The organism is Candidatus Hydrogenedentota bacterium, from assembly GCA_035450225.1.
Classification (GTDB): Bacteria; Hydrogenedentota; Hydrogenedentia; order Hydrogenedentales; family SLHB01; genus DSVR01.
This window is the reverse complement of the sequence record DAOTMJ010000001.1, coordinates 177476-195918: the sequence shown is the minus strand read 5'-3', so window position 1 is coordinate 195918 and position 18443 is coordinate 177476. Positions and strand designations below refer to the sequence as shown.

13 protein-coding genes are annotated in these 18443 nt (G+C 59.6%); 6 read left to right on the top strand and 7 right to left on the bottom strand.

The genetic code is table 11. From position 1 onward, the window contains the following. Positions 1 to 6: 6 nt before the first annotated feature. Positions 7 to 3189 carry an efflux RND transporter permease subunit gene (locus P5540_00765; protein ID HRT63329.1) on the bottom strand — a complete coding sequence of 1061 codons (3183 nt, stop codon included), beginning with the start codon at positions 3187 to 3189 and terminating at the stop codon, positions 7 to 9. A 335-nt stretch (positions 3190 to 3524) separates the two neighbouring features. Between P5540_00765 and P5540_00760 the strand changes: the two genes are divergently transcribed. Then, entirely contained in the window at positions 3525 to 4970 is a 1446-nt protein-coding gene (locus P5540_00760; protein ID HRT63328.1) for an RtcB family protein, read from the top strand. Between the two features lie 548 nt (positions 4971 to 5518). After that, positions 5519 to 8524 carry a hypothetical protein gene (locus P5540_00755; GenBank protein ID HRT63327.1) on the top strand — a complete coding sequence of 1002 codons (3006 nt, stop codon included), beginning with the start codon at positions 5519 to 5521 and terminating at the stop codon, positions 8522 to 8524. A 47-nt stretch (positions 8525 to 8571) separates the two neighbouring features. On the opposite strand, the gene purN is transcribed toward P5540_00755, so the two are convergent. The 4 genes from purN to P5540_00735 form a co-directional block, all read right to left on the bottom strand. Then, complete coding sequence (gene purN / locus P5540_00750) at positions 8572 to 9186, bottom strand: phosphoribosylglycinamide formyltransferase (protein HRT63326.1); 615 nt, start codon at positions 9184 to 9186, stop codon at positions 8572 to 8574. A 197-nt stretch (positions 9187 to 9383) separates the two neighbouring features. Further along, positions 9384 to 11942 carry an immunoglobulin domain-containing protein gene (locus P5540_00745; protein HRT63325.1) on the bottom strand — a complete coding sequence of 853 codons (2559 nt, stop codon included), beginning with the start codon at positions 11940 to 11942 and terminating at the stop codon, positions 9384 to 9386. Positions 11943 to 12421: 479 nt separating this feature from the next. Then, a complete protein-coding gene (locus tag P5540_00740) occupies positions 12422 to 12901 on the bottom strand; it encodes a hypothetical protein (protein HRT63324.1) in 480 nt (159 codons plus the stop codon). 15 nt (positions 12902 to 12916) lie between these two features. Then, complete coding sequence (locus tag P5540_00735; GenBank protein HRT63323.1) at positions 12917 to 13204, bottom strand: hypothetical protein; 288 nt, start codon at positions 13202 to 13204, stop codon at positions 12917 to 12919. Positions 13205 to 13470: 266 nt separating this feature from the next. On the opposite strand from P5540_00735, the gene P5540_00730 reads away from it, so the two are divergent. The 3 genes from P5540_00730 (at position 13471) to P5540_00720 (ending at position 15428) form a co-directional block, all read left to right on the top strand. Next, on the top strand, positions 13471 to 13701 hold the full coding sequence (locus P5540_00730; GenBank protein HRT63322.1) for a hypothetical protein: 231 nt from the start codon (positions 13471 to 13473) through the stop codon (positions 13699 to 13701). A gap of 393 nt (positions 13702 to 14094) precedes the next feature. Further along, positions 14095 to 14352 (top strand): hypothetical protein, encoded by a 258-nt coding sequence (locus P5540_00725; GenBank protein HRT63321.1) that lies wholly within the window; start codon positions 14095 to 14097, stop codon positions 14350 to 14352. Between the two features lie 230 nt (positions 14353 to 14582). Next, positions 14583 to 15428: a hypothetical protein gene (locus P5540_00720; protein ID HRT63320.1), complete on the top strand. Its 846-nt coding sequence runs from the start codon at positions 14583 to 14585 to the stop codon at positions 15426 to 15428. Positions 15429 to 15680: 252 nt separating this feature from the next. On the opposite strand, the gene P5540_00715 is transcribed toward P5540_00720, so the two are convergent. Beyond that, the gene (locus tag P5540_00715; GenBank protein ID HRT63319.1) at positions 15681 to 16550 is read right to left on the bottom strand and encodes an HDOD domain-containing protein; all 870 of its coding nucleotides are present in this window, start codon (positions 16548 to 16550) and stop codon (positions 15681 to 15683) included. 98 nt (positions 16551 to 16648) lie between these two features. Continuing rightward, complete coding sequence (locus P5540_00710) at positions 16649 to 17368, bottom strand: hypothetical protein (protein HRT63318.1); 720 nt, start codon at positions 17366 to 17368, stop codon at positions 16649 to 16651. Positions 17369 to 17588: 220 nt separating this feature from the next. Here P5540_00710 and P5540_00705 point away from each other — a divergent pair, with 220 nt between their 5' ends. After that, the gene (locus tag P5540_00705; GenBank protein ID HRT63317.1) at positions 17589 to 18236 is read left to right on the top strand and encodes a radical SAM protein; all 648 of its coding nucleotides are present in this window, start codon (positions 17589 to 17591) and stop codon (positions 18234 to 18236) included. Positions 18237 to 18443: the final 207 nt, after the last annotated feature.

Genomic DNA, 18443 nt, shown 5'->3' with positions numbered 1-18443 from the left:
TCGTTTTCAGCCCGCCGGATGGGTTACGTCGGATGCCATGCGCCACCGCAAAATCCGAGCCATGCCCTGCGCGTATTGACTCAGCCAAACCCGGGCATCGTCTATCAGCGTATAGAAAAGCGGCACCACGAGCAGCGTCAGCAATGTACCAAATCCCATTCCTCCCACAAGGGTGCGGCCCAGGCTGTCCAGTACGTCCGTCATGATGTCTTTTCGCTGCGCTTGGCCGATGGCGATTGGCAGGGCGCCGGCCATGGTGGTCAGCGCGGTCATGACGACCGGGCGCAGGCGGTCTCGGCCGGCTTGGACAACCGCATCGAAGCGCGGCATACCCCCGCGATCGAGTTGGGCTATCCGGTGAACGATAACGATGGCGTTGTTGACGATGATCCCGCACATGAGGATTGTGCCGACCAGGCTGATCGTGTCCATTGTGGTGCCCGTCAGATACATGGTCCAGTAAATTCCGATGAAACTCAGGGGAATCGTCGTGATGACCGACATCGGCAGCAAGCACGACTCGAACAGCGCGGCCATGATCATGTATATGAGCGCGATCGCCATGAAGAGCGTCGTGCTGAAATTGCGCAGGATGCTGTCCATCTCGGTCATCTCATATCCCTTGTCCACGCTATAGCCCCGCGGCATTTCAAACGAGTTGATGAGCCGCACGAGGTTCGCATTGAAACGGTTGAGATCCCGGCTGTTCACCTCCGCCGTCATGCGCACCACGCTCTTGCCGTTATAGCGTTCGAGAACGCGCGGTGTCGTACCTTTCGAGGTGGATGAAATGGTGTTCAGGGCGGCCAGTTTGCCGGTGGCGCCCATGACCAGCATGTTTTCTACATTTTCGATCGTCCGGGCGTTTTCGGAAAACTGTCCGCGTACGGGCACTTCGTATTCGCTGCCCTTCATGAACGGCAATTGGATGCCCCGCAAGGCCACGTCAACGGTCCGGCTGACCGCCAACGGCGTAATGCCCGCCTGATTCGCCAACGAGGTATCCACCTGAAGCCGGAGTTCCTGTTCGCGCCGTTCCTGTTCGACATGGGCCTCCCGCACATCGGGTTGCGCAGCCAGCAATTCGCAAAAGCGTTCGGCCAAATCCGAAAGGACCTGGGTGTCGTCGCCCAGCGCCAGCAGCGAGACGGTTTGCGTGTCGCGCGAGGCGTGCTGCGTGGTCCCGAACCGGAGTTGGCCGCCCGGCACGTTCTCCGGGAGAATCCGCCAGAAAATGTCCCTGATTTCCTCGGTCGAATAGCGAATGTGTTCCCCCGGCGCCAGATCGGGCGGATGTTTCAGGTATGCCCGGATTGTTCCGCCCATTGCGCTGTAATCCATAAAAATGTTTTTAATCTGAAGTTCGTCGCGTCGTTCGTCCATGATTGCGTACAACCGATCGAATACATCCTTGGCCATGTCGAAATTGACACTCTGTTCAAATTGCACCGTGATCGAAGCGATGCGGTCGTCCGCGGAGGGTGTTTGCAGCCGAAGTCCCACTTGCCGGTACGGAATCAGCGCGGTCATCCCAATAATCAACAGAAGAATAAAGACGGCGGACAGGCGGTTGCGCAATACCCATTCGAGCGCGAACACGTATGCCCGCACTGGCCCGGGATCCGCCGCGCCCGGCTTCTTGCCGGAGACATCCGGCGCCTTCCGGCTGAAGTGGCGGAAAAGCCCCCGGATTTTCAGGCGCCACCCGGAGTCATGATGGTCCCGCAACAACAACATGCCCATCGGCATCAGGGTCATCGCCAGAAAGAGGCTGGCCAGCAGGGACACGGTCACAGGCACCGAAAATTCTTTCATGTGCGCCTGCAGATCACCTTCCTCCAGATAATATACCGGCAGAAACACGATGATGGATGTAAGCGTTGCAGCGGCAATGGCCACCCCCACCTCGTTGGCCCCGGTAATGGCATTCTGCACCGGCGCGCCGGGCTCGATCCGGTTTCTTCGATGGATGTTTTCCATCACCACGATCGCATTGTCCACCAGCAAGCCGATTACCGTGATCATGCCCGCCATCGTAATCATGTTGAAGGACATGTCCCGCGCGTACAGATAAATGAATACGACCAAGAGCGAAAGGGGAATATTCAGCGCGATCAACCCCGTGGCGCGCAACCGGCGGATAAACAGGAAAACGATCAGCAGCGAGAACGCCCCGCCGATTTTCGCCGCATTGCCCAGCGTGTTCATCGCCAGTTCAACCCGTGCGGAGCGATCCTCGAAAACGTAGGTCTCCACATCCTGAAATTGCGGCTCGGTCCGGATTTGCTCGATTTCCTCACGTACGCGCCGGCATGTTTCAATCAGACTGGCCTCGGCCGCCTTGCGGACGTCTATGAACACGCCGTGTTTGCCGTCTATGGTGAAGTTGCCGGCGCCGGACGCTGTTTCGCGCCGGACAGCGGCTATGTCCTTGAGTCGGAGGTTTCGTCCGATGACCAGATTCTCCAACTGATCGGTGTTCGTGAGTTCATCCAGTGCGCGCACGTAACAGCGCACCTCGCTGTTGAGAACCTGTCCAACCGACACATTGATGTTGCTGGACTGAAGAATCGGGATGATGGCATGCAACGGCAGGTTGTAGCGCTTGAGGGCCTCCTGATCGAAATCCACATAGATTTCCTCATTGGGCCGCCCGGACACGGTGACACTGGCCACGCCCGGTATGCGCATCAGGCGGTTGCGGATTTGCGATCGCGCCAGCCGCGCCAGTTCGTCCTCGTTCTCCGCCCGAAACAGGGCGATGCGGAAACAGGACCATTCAATCGTGCGGTGCCGCCGGATGAACACCCGGCGCACCTCCTGCGGCAATTTCAACTTGGCCCGTTCAATGCGCCCGCGAAACTCCGCCACCGCATCGCTCATATCGGCCTCCGTGTCGAACTGAACCGAAATCGAGCAGCCGCCTTCGCCTGATCGCGATCGGATCGCCTTGACGTGCGGCATCGTTAATAGTTCCCCTTCGACTATCGTCGTCACTTCACGCTCGACGGTTTCCGGAGCCGCGCCGGGATAGGGGATGTAACAACTCGCGTCGCGGTAGTCGAACTTCATGCGCTCGTCTTCCGGGACGCGGCGATAGCAGATGAGGCTGACGGCTATCATGCTCGCGATGAACATGACGGTTGCGATGGGATGGCGGATCGCAATGGCCGGAAGTGATCCACTCATGCCGCCCGATCCTCAAACCGCAAACAAGACGGCAGGCCCAACAAGACGTGAAATAATATTTTACGGATTTGATACTTCACATGGGATCCCATCTGCTATGGGCACACTATAACTGACCATATTGTATTTCTATGAGAAGGCATGTATCTTAAAAACACCCCTCCCATACGGCATTGATGTCCGAACCCTTCGTTTTCCCAACGCGACCCCTCGAATCGGACAATCCGCCGGTCAAATCGAGACTAGCGTAGCGACTGCGTCAAGGTCATGTCAAACCGTCCCATGCGCGGACAAGTTGTATGCCGCTCCTCCCAGAATGCAAAATGGAGGCCGTGATGGATATACGACTCGAACAGATAAACGACACCACTTGGGAGATTCCACGAACAGGCTCGATGCGCGTTGCGGGGCGCATCATCGCGAGCGAGCCGATGCTTGTGCCGATTGTGCGCGACAAGGCGGCGGAACAGATCGCCAACGTGGCGTGCCTGCCCGGCATCACCGGTTATGCGATAGCCCTGCCCGACGCGCATTGGGGCTATGGTTTCCCGATTGGCGGCGTTGCCGCGACCGATCCGGACGAAGGCGGCGTCATATCGCCCGGCGGTGTCGGATACGACATCAATTGTGGCATCCGCCTCATGACGACGCATTTGTCGTTTGCGGACATCAAACCCCGCCTACGCGAGGCCGTCAACGGCCTTTATCGCGATATCCCCTGCGGCATCGGTTCGGAGGGCGCCATCCCAAGGCTGGGCGGCTCGGAGATGAAACGGGTGCTCGAAACGGGATCCCGCTGGGCCGTCAATGAAGGGTTCGGCACGGAATCGGATCTCGAAACCACCGAGGACGGCGGCTGCATGGCTGTCGCGGACGCGGGTGTGGTATCGGAACGCGCCGTCCAACGGGGCGCCAACCAACTCGGAACACTCGGTTCAGGCAATCATTTCGTCGAACTTGGCGTCGTCGAGCGTATCTTTGATGAAACGGCGGCGAGGGTGTACGGCCTCGCCGAAGGCGGCGTCACGCTGATGATCCACAGCGGAAGCCGTGGGCTGGGTTACCAAGTCTGCGACGATTTCATCCAAATCATGCTGCGCGCTTCCGAACGCCACGGCATCGCGCTGCCCGACAAGCAACTATGCTGCGCGCCCGTCGAATCCGAACCGGGCCGGCATTATTTTGCCGCGATGGCGGCGGCGGCGAACTATGCATGGGCCAACCGGCAAATCATGATGGAACTGGCCCGCCGATCGCTGTGCCATTCGCTGCGGCTGTCTCCACGCGACCTCGGCGGACGCCTCCTCTACGATATCTGCCACAACATCGCCAAATTCGAGGAACATGAAGTGGCCGGAACCCGCAAGCGCCTGTGCGTTCATCGAAAAGGGGCGACCCGCGCCTTTCCCGGTTCGCGACGCGAAGTCCCCGCGCCCTACCGTTCGGTGGGACAGCCCGTCTTGATCCCCGGCGACATGGGCACCGGTTCGTTCGTGTGCACAGGCACGGATGGCGCGCTCGATCAGAGTTTCGGCAGTTGCTGCCACGGGGCGGGACGCATATTGAGCCGCGGCGCCGCACTCAAACAACGAAACGCCGGCGACCTGCTTGCCGAACTCGAATCGCGCGAAATCATCGTTATGGCACGTAGCAAGAAGACGCTCGCCGAGGAATCGCCCGAAGCCTACAAGGATATTGACGCGGTTGTGGCGGTTGTCGCGCGGGCCGGATTGGGCCGTCCCGTCGCCCGCATCCGCCCCGTCGGCGTCATCAAGGGTTGATAATCCGACGGATCAGACGGATCCGACCGATCTGACCGAGCATTCTTCAAAGCGCCGTCCTATGCGCGGCGCATAATTAGACCATCCAAAAAATACGATTTGAGGATTGTACGAATTTCCTTATTTTTCTCTTGCTAATCAGCGAATAATGTGGTAAACTATATCCAGCAGATTGTGCGTGCGGTGGGGTGGAAATACTTCCGGCCCATGGACGCACAAATAAGCCGGGGCGCAGTTCGCACGGCGCGGGAAGCGCGTGAGGGTTGGGCATGGGCCTCGTGGCGTTGTGGAAGTCGAACGTTCAAGGGGGAGATTCTGTTTATCACGGCGACCGGAATCCTTGGGCTATGGTTTATCGGAGGATGCCCAAAAACAGGCGATCCGTTCCCGTGCCGCGAAGGCCATCCTTGGCGAAGCCGAGGCTTTATCCGCATACCGGAAGGAAGTAAATAAACGCAGGCATATCGTATGGCATAACGAATGTTTTGCCGGGGCGATCCCGGCGCAATTCCGGGCGCAGCGCCGGTGTCAACAGGGAGGGACAGGCGATGAAATGCGGTGGAAATTATCAAACGTTGAAGTATTCATGGCTGATGTTGCCGACGATTCTGTTGTTGTTCCTGATTTCGACGCCCGCAGGGGCCGGTTCGGGATCGGACGGGGTTGATCCGTGCGAACCGCCGAACGTGTCCGTCCGCGGGACGATGAACGTCACGAACAACACCGGGCGAGACGCGAACGACATGCACTTCTACATGTATCAAAACGATCAGCCGAGCGTTCATGTCGTGGGAGCCAGCGTCAGTTGTCCTGCGTTCGGCAATGTGAACGTGGGATTGGATTCCAACGACAACCGGGGTATACCGGGAGGCCAAGGCGCGCCATATCATGGCGCGTCGGCGGATCTATCCGGCGGCACGGTACCGGCGGGCGCGACTGTGCAGGTCGAGGTCGAATTGTGCATGAACGAGAAGAACTGCCTGAAGATCAAGGGGCCTGAATGGACCAGCGACGGCGCTCCCCTTCCACAGCAAACGCCGGGCGGATGGGTAAACGGCGGCTGGCGGGTTGGGCAACCGTTTCCGGGTGGCAACGGCGGGTCTTCCCAGGATCCGGGCGGCGGCGGACGCGGCGCACAGGAAGGCTTCGGCGGCAGTGACGGCAACCACGTCCACATGATTTGCATCGAAAACGATGACGATACGCTCTGTATGCAGTTGCAGGAATTGAAAGTTCTTGCGTCGCCCATCAATTATCCGGATATCAATGCCATAGACTGGAGCCGGGTGGATCCGGTGAAGAACGACAAGGGCGAACCGTCCGTGGTCATTCAGCCGCGTGGTTCATGGTGTTTTCCCTTTGAAACGGCGGGATCCTATCTCAACGGGCATGTCTATTTGCGGATGATTACCTTCATGGTTCCATGCGGCAAGAGCGCCAAGGAGGGCGGCGAAGGCGGCGAACCGGTCGTTATCGGCGATCATCCCAACCCGGACATGAGCGGGGACGCGGATCTCGATACCCTGTGGGACGCATGGGAATACAGTTACGGGCTGGATCCCACGGACGACGGATCAATCGATCCCAACAACGGGCCATCCGGCGATCCGGACGGTGACGGCGTCACGAACTCCAAGGAACAACAATTGCTGACCCATCCTCTCGATGCGGCCAGTCCGCCCACCATCAAGTCCGGTTACGATCTGCTGCGCACGGTCGAACCGATGGTCTGGACCTTCGGCGAAGGCGCCCTGCCCCCCCTGCCATCCGGTTTCTTCGGCCCCGGTTCCGATCCGTTCACCGGATCGATCGTACTGCATGGCCTTCCCTTGGGGCAATCCGTGGTATGTCCTGGCGACATTGGCGCAGCGGATACCATCATCCGGCGCGGTTCAGTCGCGGCCTTTCCGGCAGTGCCGTCGTCCGACATGGTGCAAACCGAGATCGTGGCGCTTTCCCTGAAGACCATCGAACCGATACGCGTGACGTCCAACGGCGGCATGGCCGAGTCGTTTTTCGATGTGTTCATGACCATCGATCCGGGCATCCCCGCGCCCGGGGGCATGAAGATGAACAAAAATCACGGGAACGGCGGGGACTGCATGATCAACGTGATGCTGATGCCGTTGTTCGTGTTTACCGAGGTCGGCAATCCGTCCAATCGTTTTGAACGGTTCGGCCCCGAATTCGGCGCGATGGACGTCCTAGGCGCGTCGAATGTCCCGTGGCAGCAACTGATGCCCGAAGCGCGCCTGCCGGAATGCTGCTCCGAATTCGTTCCGGGCGCCGAACGCGGAAACCTTCTGCCCTTCACAATGACCGGCAACCATGTCCACCATACTCTTGAAGCCGCCTACGTTGCCGCGATACCGGGAACAAACGATGTGTTGGCGGGCCATGATCTCCTGGTTGCGCTCGATGGAACCGCGTGTACCTTTGGCTTCGGCCTCCCCCCCATTCCGGCGGATTTCTTCGGGCCCGGATCCGACCCTTTCGAGGGACAGGTTTTGCTCGAGGGACAGCCCTTGCCCGGCGGTCCACCATGTAACGAGGATCTGGGCGGAACCAGCATTCTTCTACAACGAGGCGGACCGGCAACGTTGCCTTTACCCGGTTCACAGGACACGATTCCCATCGAAATCGTCGCCCTTTCGCTCAGGAGCACGGCGCCCATTCAGGTAGACTTGCCCCCGCCTGAATCGTTTTTCGACGTATTCTTGAGCATTTCCGCCCGGATACCTTCTACCGGCGCCATGCAGATCACGCGCAACCATCCCTTGGGCGGCACATGCAATCTCGACCTGTGGCTCTATCCGAAATTCACCTTTGTGCAAGTGGGCAATCCGGCCAACATCAAGGAATATGATGGTCCGGCCTATGGGTTCATTCTCCACCTATGCGCCGAGGATGTGCCGTGGATGAATGAAAGCAAAGGACTGGGCTGGCCGGCTTCGTGCGCCAGCAACTTCGCCGAAGGCGTATTGCCATACCTGAAGAACATCGTGGGAGCCTCGGTCCCCTTCCCGATCGAAGGGACGGGCGCCTCGTTCTCATTCCAACCGTCGGACCTGAGCGACGACACCGACGGCGACGGTCTGACGGACTTCGAGGAAGGATCGCTGGGGACCAATCCCAACAATCCCGACACGGATGGCGACGGACTGCCCGATGGATGGGAACACGACAACGGTCTCAATCCGCTGGTCAATTCCGGCAACGACGGCGCCGCGGGCGATCCAGACGACGACGGGTTGTCGAATCTCCTCGAATACCAGACCACGGGCACCGATCCCGGCAACCCCGATACGGACGGCGACGGCCTGCCCGACGGCTGGGAACACCAGTACGGCCTTAGTCCGCTGAACAACACCGGCAACGACGGCGCCGGCGGCGATCCGGACAACGACGGATATACGAATCTCGAGGAATATCAGATCGGATCGGACCCCATGGATCCGAACGATCCGCCGCAGATTCCAATCCATGCGTATCCGGCGGCCCTTGTGCTGGCCGTTGTCGGACTCTTGCTGTTGCGCCGGAACAAACGTTCCTGACGACATTCGCCTTTCGGAAAAATCCGGAAGAGAACAAGGAGGGATTTTCAGGCGATCTTCACGCGGCGTCCCTCGACCCGGACGCGGCCTTCGGCGAACCATTGGATGGCGCGCGGGTAGATCTCGCGCTCTTTCGCTTGGACGCGCTCGGCAAGGGAGTCGGGCGTGTCGTCGTCGAACACAGGCACGGCCTCCTGGATGATGATGGGACCGTGGTCGTACTCCGTGTCCACGATATGGACCGTCGCGCCGGAAATTTTTGCGCCATAGGCGATGACGGCCTCATGAACATGGTGGCCGTACATCCCCTTGCCGCAAAACGCGGGGATCAGCGCCGGATGGACGTTGATAATCCGGTTGGCGAAGTCCGGCGGAACATCGAGCAAACACATGTATCCCGCCAGCGCGACAAGGTCCACGGGATAGCGCCGGATCTCCGCCCACGTTGCCGCGCGAAACGCTGCCGCGTCGGGGAAATCCCCGCGCACGATGGCCGTATGCGGGATGTTGTGATTGCGCGCGCGGACCAGGCCGTAGGCATCGCGACGCGACGCGACGACGCAATGGATCTTGGCGTCGAGTTCGCCCCGTTCGATGTGGTCAATAATGTTTTGCAGCGTCGTTCCGCCGCCCGACAACAGCACGGCCAATCCCAATGGCATGGATACCTCCCGTGACGATGAGCGGCGCCGATCGAAGCGCTTGCCTGCGATGGACGTTTCCAACGCGTGCCTCTCCGAAGAATAAGAAAAGGACTTACGGGAGAAAAACAATTCCCTCTTCCGATTCACGTTTCTCGGATCGGTTGCATTCCGTATGTCCCATGGCCAATCCGGCCGCGCGTTTCGTCTTACGCCGCTTACCGTCGCATTCTACGTACCGCCGCAAGGATACACGCGGCGGCGGCGAGGCTCAAGCCGGCGAACCCGGCCAACGGCAACGGGAACGTTTCCGTGAGGACGGTCAGGGTGGCCGGCGTGGTGGTCAGCGTCATTGGACTTTCGTCCGACACTTCGCAGACATACTCGCCGGCGTCTGCGGGCGTAACCGAGGCAATCTCATATCGGCTTGCCGTGCCGTTGCCCGGCGCAGGTTGATTGTCTTTCAGCCAGTGGTATTCGACCGTGCCCGTGGCGCCCGCGACGGCGACTTCAAACGCGCAGGATTCGCCTTCATGCCGGGTAACGCTTTGCGGCTGCGACACGATCGTGAGCATGTTTTCCATGCCGACAAAGGCCCCGTCCGATTCCACGCCGGTTCCCTTGGCGTCCGTTACGGCGCAGCGGTACGTGCCGATGTGCTGCGGGTTCATCGAGGCAATCGCATAGGAGGCCCCCGTCGCGCCGGACAAGGGCGAACCGTTGCGGGACCATAGGTAGCCCAACGGCGCAAATCCGCCGTCCGCGGAGACCGTAAGCGTATAAGGCTGGCCGGCGGGCAGGATGGCGCCTTCGGGATGTCCGGTAATCACCAGTGGATTTGCCACCTCCAGCGTCGCGGGCAACGACTCGATGCTGCCCTGCGCATCCGTCACCCGGCATACATACATGCCCGCGTCGCCAAGGGCCGCCGACGGAAAACTCAACGTGGCCGTGGTGGCGTTGGCCACGTCCGCTTCGTCATGGATCCATTGGTAGGCGACCGGCCCGTAACCGCCCGAAACCGTCACGGACATGGAATACGATCCGCCCGCATACACATGCCCGCTTTGGGGCTGCTGCGTGATGCCCAGAGGCGATCCAACCCACAAGGTCGCGACATCGCTCAATATGGGCTCCAGGAGAAAATCGTCGCTGATCGCGCACCGATACGCGCCCGTGTCCCCCGGAGCGAGATCCGTCAGGGCAAGCGTGGATGTCGTCGCGTCCAAAAGGTCCGCGCCGTCCTTCCGCCATTGGTAATGCAGCGCACCGTAACCGCCGGTGGCCGTCACGACAAAGGAATGCGACGCGCCCGGCGCATGCGTGCCGCCGGCGGGATGCGAGACAATCTGGATGGCATCCGCGACGCGCACCACCGCGTCCGCTGTCAGAAGCGAATCTATCTGATCCCTCACGAGGCAGGTGTACGTGCCGGAATCGCCCGGCGCGAGCGGGGACAACGTCAAGGTGGCGTCCGTAGCGCCGGAAATGTCTCCGCCGTTTTTCCGCCACTGGAAGGTGACGGATCCCACGCCGTTTTCCACCACGACGGACAGCGTGTGGGATTGGCCGGTATAGGCGTCCTTGCCCTGCGGTTGTTGGGTAATTTGGAGCGGATCGCCCACGCCAAGTTCGGCTGGATTCGACGCCTTGGGCGTGTCCCATGCGTCCCTGACCACACACAGGTAATAGCCGGCATCGTCCGGTTGTAAATTGTTCATCTCGTACAAGGCCACGGTCGCATCGGGAATGGGTTCGCCGTCTTTCATCCACTGGTAGGAAAGCGATCCGCCCCCGCCGCCGATGGCCGTCACGGAGAAGGTGTGCGACGCGCCGGTATAATGGAAACCGTCGAGAGGCTGGCTGGTGAAGGTGATTGCATTGCCCACGTTGACGTACGCCACGTTGGATTGCCGCGCAGTACGCAAATCCGACACGATGCAACTGAACCAGTCGGGCATACCTTCCGGTGTCGGCTGGGTCAGCGGATCGAATCGCACGAAATTGCCCACCCATCCGGACATTTCGACGTTGTTCTTGAACCATCGGTACGACAGCGTCCCCAGCCCGCCCTGCGGAATCACGGTAAGCACGAGCACATCGCCCACATAGGCGTTTTGACTCTGAGGATGCACCGCAATCGTGAGCGGTTCCGCGACAAGGACCGTCGCCGCCTCGCTTACCACGGTGTGCGTGTCGTCCGTCACCGCACAGGTATATTCGCCCGCGTCCGCCAGTTGCGCGTTGACAATCGAATAGGATTGGGTCGTGGCGTCTGGGATGTCCATCCCGTACCGCCGCCATTGATACAGAATCGTGCCCGTTCCGTGCGCAATCTGCACCTGCATCGTGTGCGATTCGCCCGTGTAGAGGTTGGCGCCCGCCGGTTGGCCCGTAATCGCGACCGGATCCGACAACGCAATACCGCCCAACGGCACGGAGTCGTCCACTACCACGGTCCAGACCTGCCCCGCGCCCAAATCGCCCGTGCCGCCGACCAGAATGGGCGTGTATCCGGGGATCGTCAGACGCAGGCCCGTCGCCGTCGTCGAACCGGTGTTTGCAACCATAATCTGGTGGAATCCGGCGAACACGCTGTCCACGCCGGACGCGAATTTGACCAGTTCCGGACCGCCCGTATACGCAAGGCGGGCTTCGGTTTCGGTCTTGTTCCAATAATTGGTTTCGCAATACCCCGCCGTCGCGGGGCCGCCCGTCAACGTCGGTATCAGCGGCGCGCTCACCGAGGCGTTGTACGCGCTGGCGCGTTTCAACACGGCATCGTTCGTCGTTGTGCCTTGAGTAATTAAATTCAAATATGCAGGATGGAATAAATTCACGACTGAGGTTGACATATTTGAAATCAGCGAACATATCCCATTGTGATTGGCTTGTGGGTCAACTGCATTGTCTGCTTGTATTGAAGCGTTAGAAGCTTTGATGATCGAACCATGAATTTTGACCATTCCCGGTGTGCCATAACCGGCTTGACCGCCAAGTCCTCCTAAACCTCCTGGACCGCCTGCACCGCCAACTCCTCCTGAACCTCCCATTCCTCCATTTCCGCCTGCATTCGCATTTAAACCTCCAATGCTTCCGCCAGGTGCTCCGAGACCTCCCGGAGCACCTGTAGTTCCAGAAGCGCCACCACCACCATTTCCTCCAAGACCACCCGAACCACCTGATGCCGGCGTAGTGGCAGAAATGTCAATGATTGGAAAACCGTGAAATTCAACAATTCCACGCGCAGCCAATACTATGGCGCCACCTCCAGAGGCCCCTTGTGCCCCAGTCCCCCCAGTTCCGCCCAAACCACCATTGCCTCCTGCTCCTCCAACGCCAGCTGAACCGGGAGCACCACCTTCCGGCCCAGGATGAAAATACCAAGAGAGTCCATCACCTGTCCAACCTTCACCTGGATTTCCAGGATTTCCTGTGCCTGCAAGTGGAGGTAGAAAAGGATTGAATCCGGGGTTGTTTCCCGTATTGCCTGTTTGTCCAGAAAGATTGCCGCTTGCACCTCCGCCACCACCACCGGCACCACCACCTCCACCACCACCTGAGCCTCCTCGTCCACCCCCACCACCGCCACCACTTCCTCCAGTTGCTTTGCGTTGGCTGCTGGCATCGAGGAAATTTCCGCCCCCGCCACCCCCGCCGCCTTGTCCTCCTCCGCCACCAGCGCCACCGCCACCACCTCCCCCACCTGCCCCTCCTCCTCCGCCGCCACCACCATGACCGGCAGCCAAAATCAACGAATTTGCCAAATTTGTGGCATTTGAATATGAGCCTGAAGAACCTTGTCCACCTGGTGCTCCCTGTGATCCCGTTCCGCCGACTCCTGATGCATTTCCACCATTCGCGCCTTGAGTTCCATTACCACCATTTCCGAGTGGCCATCCGCGAGCGCCACCACCACCTTGTCCCGAACCACCACTTCCAACATTAATTGATCCGGAGCCTCCACCGGAGCCAGCGTTGTTGCCACCTGCCCCACCGGCCGCAGGAACTCCCGTGTCTCCAAAACCCAATGAGCCATTAGAACCGTTCATTCCGGAGCTTCCGGGTGCACCTGAATTTCCTGGATTGCCTGAGCTACCGATTGCCCCAGAAACCCCGACACAATCGTTTCCGTTTAATCTATGCGTGAATTGATCTTCGCCCCAACCCCCTTTACCGCCTGCTCCACCTGAACCACCTGCTCCTCCGGTGCCTCCCGTTCCTCCCGTTCCACCGGCGCCTCCCGCTCCACCGGCGCCGCCGCCGAGTTTGCCCGCCGGGACGTTCAGATTGGCGCCGATGAACATGTCGCCCGTGGCGGCCAATGACAGCGGCTTGTGCCCGTCCAGCACGACCGTCACGCCCGACGGGATGTTGACGGACGCCAAGTCGAACACGCACACCCCATCGGTCAGCCGGCCGTTTTTCGTGAAGGCGCCGCCCGCGTCGGTTCCCGAGGCCGTCAGCGTGTCGGTGTTGATGTTCAGGGTCGTTCCAGTCAATGGAATGAGGTTTCCATCCGTGCCATCGCTCTGATAAATGCTCAGCCCGGCGCCGCCGGTGTCGAATTGGATTGAAAAGATCGCCGAGGCGGTATTTGCGTTTCCGGCGACGTCGTTGGCTGTTCCCGCGCCGATTTGCGCCGTCACCGTGCCGTTGTCATAGGGAAACAAATCGAAGAAGTAGTTGGCCCCGCTTCCCGAAAAGTTGGTCAGTAGTGCGTTCGTCACGGTGACGTCGCCGGCCGTGAAACCGGTCACGGATTCCGAAAAAGCCGCCGTCACGCGGATCGGCACGGATGACGTCGGACCGGGAAGGGCGGTTGAGTCCAAGGCCACCGTCGGCGGAATTTTATCAATGGTGTAAATCGCCCCCGAAGCATAACCCGGGGCCTGGTTCCACGCGATATCGTACACGCTGGCGCCGTTCTTGAGATCAAGGCCCAGCGAGCCGCTGCCCGTGCCGGTGGACACGGCCACCGTGAAGGCCGTCCCGCTGGAGGCGGAGACACTCGTAATGGCGGCGTCGGCGATGCTGCCCGCGTGCAGTTGGAAGTCGTTCACATCCACGCGCCGGACGTATTCGCTGAAAACGACGGTGAAATTGACGCTCGCCGCGTTGGTGGGATTGGCGGAAGCCCGCCCGATGCCGGTGCAGGACGGGGCCGTCGTGTCGGTCAGCCAATAGTGGTAATAGTTGGCAAGGCAGTTGTTGAACAGAAGTTTGTAGCCGTCGGGGTTCAAATGGACGGCGTCGCGCCATTTGTTGCCCTTGCTGAGTTCGGGTTGATCCATGCGATCCGGTGAATTGCCGTAATCCGCCCGGCCGCCCGGATACGGGAGATAATCCGGCGGCGTCTGGCCCGGCGACGGCACGGTCAACGGGCCGAACACCTGCCCGTAGGACGCAATGTAGCCGTGCTGGAACTGGATGGTTCCGAACCCTTGGCAATAATCGCATCGCTCGACATTTTGGGCCACCTGCCGCTTATACACGCTGCAATCCGCAAACAACGAATTCAACTTGACTGTCGCCTGGCGGTTCGCCTCGAAATTGAAGGCATCGGGATCGAGTTCCATCGCCATTGGGATGGCCAGATTGATATAATTGAATTCTTCCAGTCCGTACGTGCAGGTCTCGGTGAAATTCAACTTGTCGTAATCGCAGATGAGGACCTTGACCGGGACGATCTGCCCGTTGGATCGTTGCCCCGTGGCCGCCAGATTGATGATACGGCTTACGAGCAGTTGCGTGTTGTCGCGGATGGTCGCGTAGCGCGCGTTTTTCTGTTCCTGCGTCTCGCTCTTCCACTTGGTCACCCACATGTCGTTGCCGCCGATGCTGACATGAACGATGTCAATCGTCGGATTCATGTACAGGCTGTACGCCAGACGTTCCATGTACGTGTGATCGTTGCCGTCCCACGTCGGAAAAGTATCCGTCGGTGGAACGCCGCTGCCGTTGTTCTCGGCCCAACCTTGCGCCGTCGTGCCTCCCAGCGCCGTATACGCACCGTAAACCTCGTATACGTTCGTCCCATAATTGTAATTGAGAACTTGCTGATACGCGCCGGATTTCCACGGCCATTGCGCCCAACTGTCGCCCACGAGCAGGATACGCCGTACCGCGTGCGCATCCGATGCCGCCAGCAAGCCGGCCAACAATACCAGCGCCGCCCCCACTCTCATCCCCATGCCCCGGTATCCGCGTTTATTCACGTATGCCATCCCGGATTTCCTTTCGCCGACTGCACTCTGGTATGACAACACTTCACAGACGAATTATACCCCGAAACTATTGTAATTACAATAGGATTCTGCGGGATATCCGGTGGATTTTGCGGTCATCTTCCGAAGTTGAGCGAAAAATCAACGGAAAGGGCCGCAAAGGACTGAAAAAAACCATGAAGATCCACGGTTGCCGTCCGTGTAAACCAAATAAACAAATACGGTTACGCCAGATTTGGATTCGGCCCCCGTGCGGGGAAATTCGGATTGTTTCCGTCCGAAAACCCATCACGCTTGCGCGAGACTGTCGAAAAGGGCGCGCTTGGCTTCATAACGGTTTCTGAACGCCTGCATGAATGCCGCGTTGCCGTGCAGGAACGCACAGGACTCGTAGGCCGTGGCGGGCGGCGTTTTTTTGGTTTTCGTGGCGGGAAAACCGACGTGATAACACACGGCATTGGCGATGTGAATCACTTTGAGCAGGGATGCGTCGTCCTTGGCTTCGAGGGGGGTGTGGTGCATCTGGATGCTGTGCACGATGGACGTGGGGAGATTCCATTCGCCGGAGGCCCACGCGCCGACGAGGCAATGGTTGGCGCCTCCAAGCACTTCCTGTTCGGCATGGAACTGGCTGAGATGCCGGTCGTCCATGATGGTCATGATCTCGCGCGCGGCTTCGGGCAGGGCTTGCCAGATGATGGCCTTGCCGACGTCGTGCAGCAGCGCCGCCGTAAAGATATCGTCCGCCTCGATGCCACGCAATTGGTAGCATTCGACGAGCGTCTCCGCCGCAATGCCGCACACGAGGCTATGGAGAAACAGTTGGTTGATGGCCTGGCCGCGAATGGTGCGCGCGCTGAAATGTTTCATGACGGAAATGGCGAGGCTGAGCCGTTCGACTTCTCCGAATCCCAGCACCACGACGGCGTCCTCGATGGTTTCGATGGTCCGGCGGAGACCGTAAAACGGCGAGTTGACGGTGCGCAGGAGTTTCATGGCCAGCGCGGGGTCGCGCGAAATCGCGGCGGCGAGTTTGGCGGCCGTTCCCTTGGGATCGCGCGTGATGCGCATGATCTGCGCCACCGAACCGGCCAATGTCACCAGTTCCGTCAACGCCCCGATGCGTTCAAACACTGCGTCGTAACTCAGCCTGACCATCGAATACGCCATCCTCCACCATGTCCAGAGGATACGTTACGGCGTTCCCGATATCAATTCGTGCAAGGCGGAATGGCGAAAAGGGCGGGACGGCCCCCCTACTTGTTCTCGATCAATTTCCAATCATCCCATATCACCACAACGGGAAACTCGCCGCGCTTGTCGTTGCAGCCGGTGAAAATCCGCACGGGGCGATCCGTGTTGGGGACCACCGGGCAGGAAAAGGTCTTGAATTCTTTTGTGAAAGGAGGCACTTCGATGAGGGCATCCTTGATGCGGTCATAGGGGGAAGCCGGACTGCCCGTCTCCTGCCAGGCCGTCACCATCACCATCTTGTCCGAGGGGTTCTTGACGGTTATTTCGAGCGTGTAGTTTCCGCGCGGTTTCAACCCCGCGACATTGATGCCGAATTTGTTTGTGAACGCATCCGCGCCGTCCAGCGCCTGCCATGTCTGGCTGACGGCCAACACGCCTTCCGCGACATCCTTCATTTCCTTGCGAATGGCGGACTTGGCGCCTTTGGGCGCGTCGAAACCTTTCGGCGCGGGTTCGCCGGGTTGCCACTTTTCGAATCCGCCATTGGGCAACAGCGGCGGCTTGTCGGAGAGTTTGACCTCCTCCGAGGAAAGCAGCACAAGGGTTTCGGGCGCGGGCTTTCCACGGGAGGTCTGTTCGCTGGATGGATCAACCGCCTGCGGCGCATCTGGAACATCCGCCTGCGGTTTTTCGGCCTTGCCACATCCCGGCAGGGACGTAACCACCAGGCCCGCGGCCAGAATAGCGATGATTCCCAATATCCTGAAAATCTTTACATCCATCCATGACATCCTTGTCCGGTCTAACGCACGAAAACCGTCCTTCGTTGACCGTTCGACACGTATAGCCTATCCAAAATCCGATGAAGGTTACAATGTTCCTTGTTTCCATGTCCGGCATCGGATAGACTCGACTTCCATGTGGCCATGCACGACGACGAAAATGATAACAGGTGCGAACGGGCAGCGGCGAAGCGCCTTTTCAGAATGATGCGAGGTATGTGTGCCGACGCTTGAAATCGCGGAACTATTCAGGAGCATCCAGGGCGAATCCACATGGGCGGGATTGCCGTGCGCGTTTATTCGGCTGGCGGGTTGCAATCTGCGGTGCGCGTATTGCGACACGGCGTACGCCTACGGTCCGGGCCGGCGGATGGAACTCGACGAGATTGTGCGGCAATGCGCGGTGCTGGCGTGTCCGTTGGTCGAAATCACGGGGGGCGAGCCGCTTCTGCAGGAGGCAACGCCATCCCTCGCGCAACGGCTGAACGATGCGGGGCACACGGTGCTGGTCGAAACGAACGGCACGCTTCCCATCGAGGCGCTCCCGCGCAACACGATTCGCATTATGGACATCAAATGCCCGGGCAGCGGCATGGCGGATCGCATGCGATGGGAAAACATCGAACGGCTTGCCGCTCAGGACGAGGTAAAGTTCGTCGTCGGCAGCCGCGTGGATTACGAGTGGAGCCGTGACGTGCTGCGGCGGTATGATCTGTCCGGCCGGTGCCGGGCGGTGCTTTTTTCCGCCGCATTCGGCCTGTTGGAGCCGAAAACGCTGGCCGGTTGGATCCTCGAAGACGGGTTGCCGGTGCGTCTGCAATTGCAGTTGCACAAGTACATCTGGGATCCCGATACACGGGGCGTATAGACGAAGATGAAGGAGTGAGGAGTTGGGAGTCAGAGCCCGTGAACAAATTCAATGCAACGGTTTGTAACGCCGAATTCCGATTCGGCACGGGCATTGGCCATTTAGCCGAATCGGAATTCGGCGTTACGCTTTCGACTGTGCGAATGAATTCACACGCTCTCAGAAGTCGGTAGTCGGTCGTCACGATCCTTTGGCCATAAGCCTAGA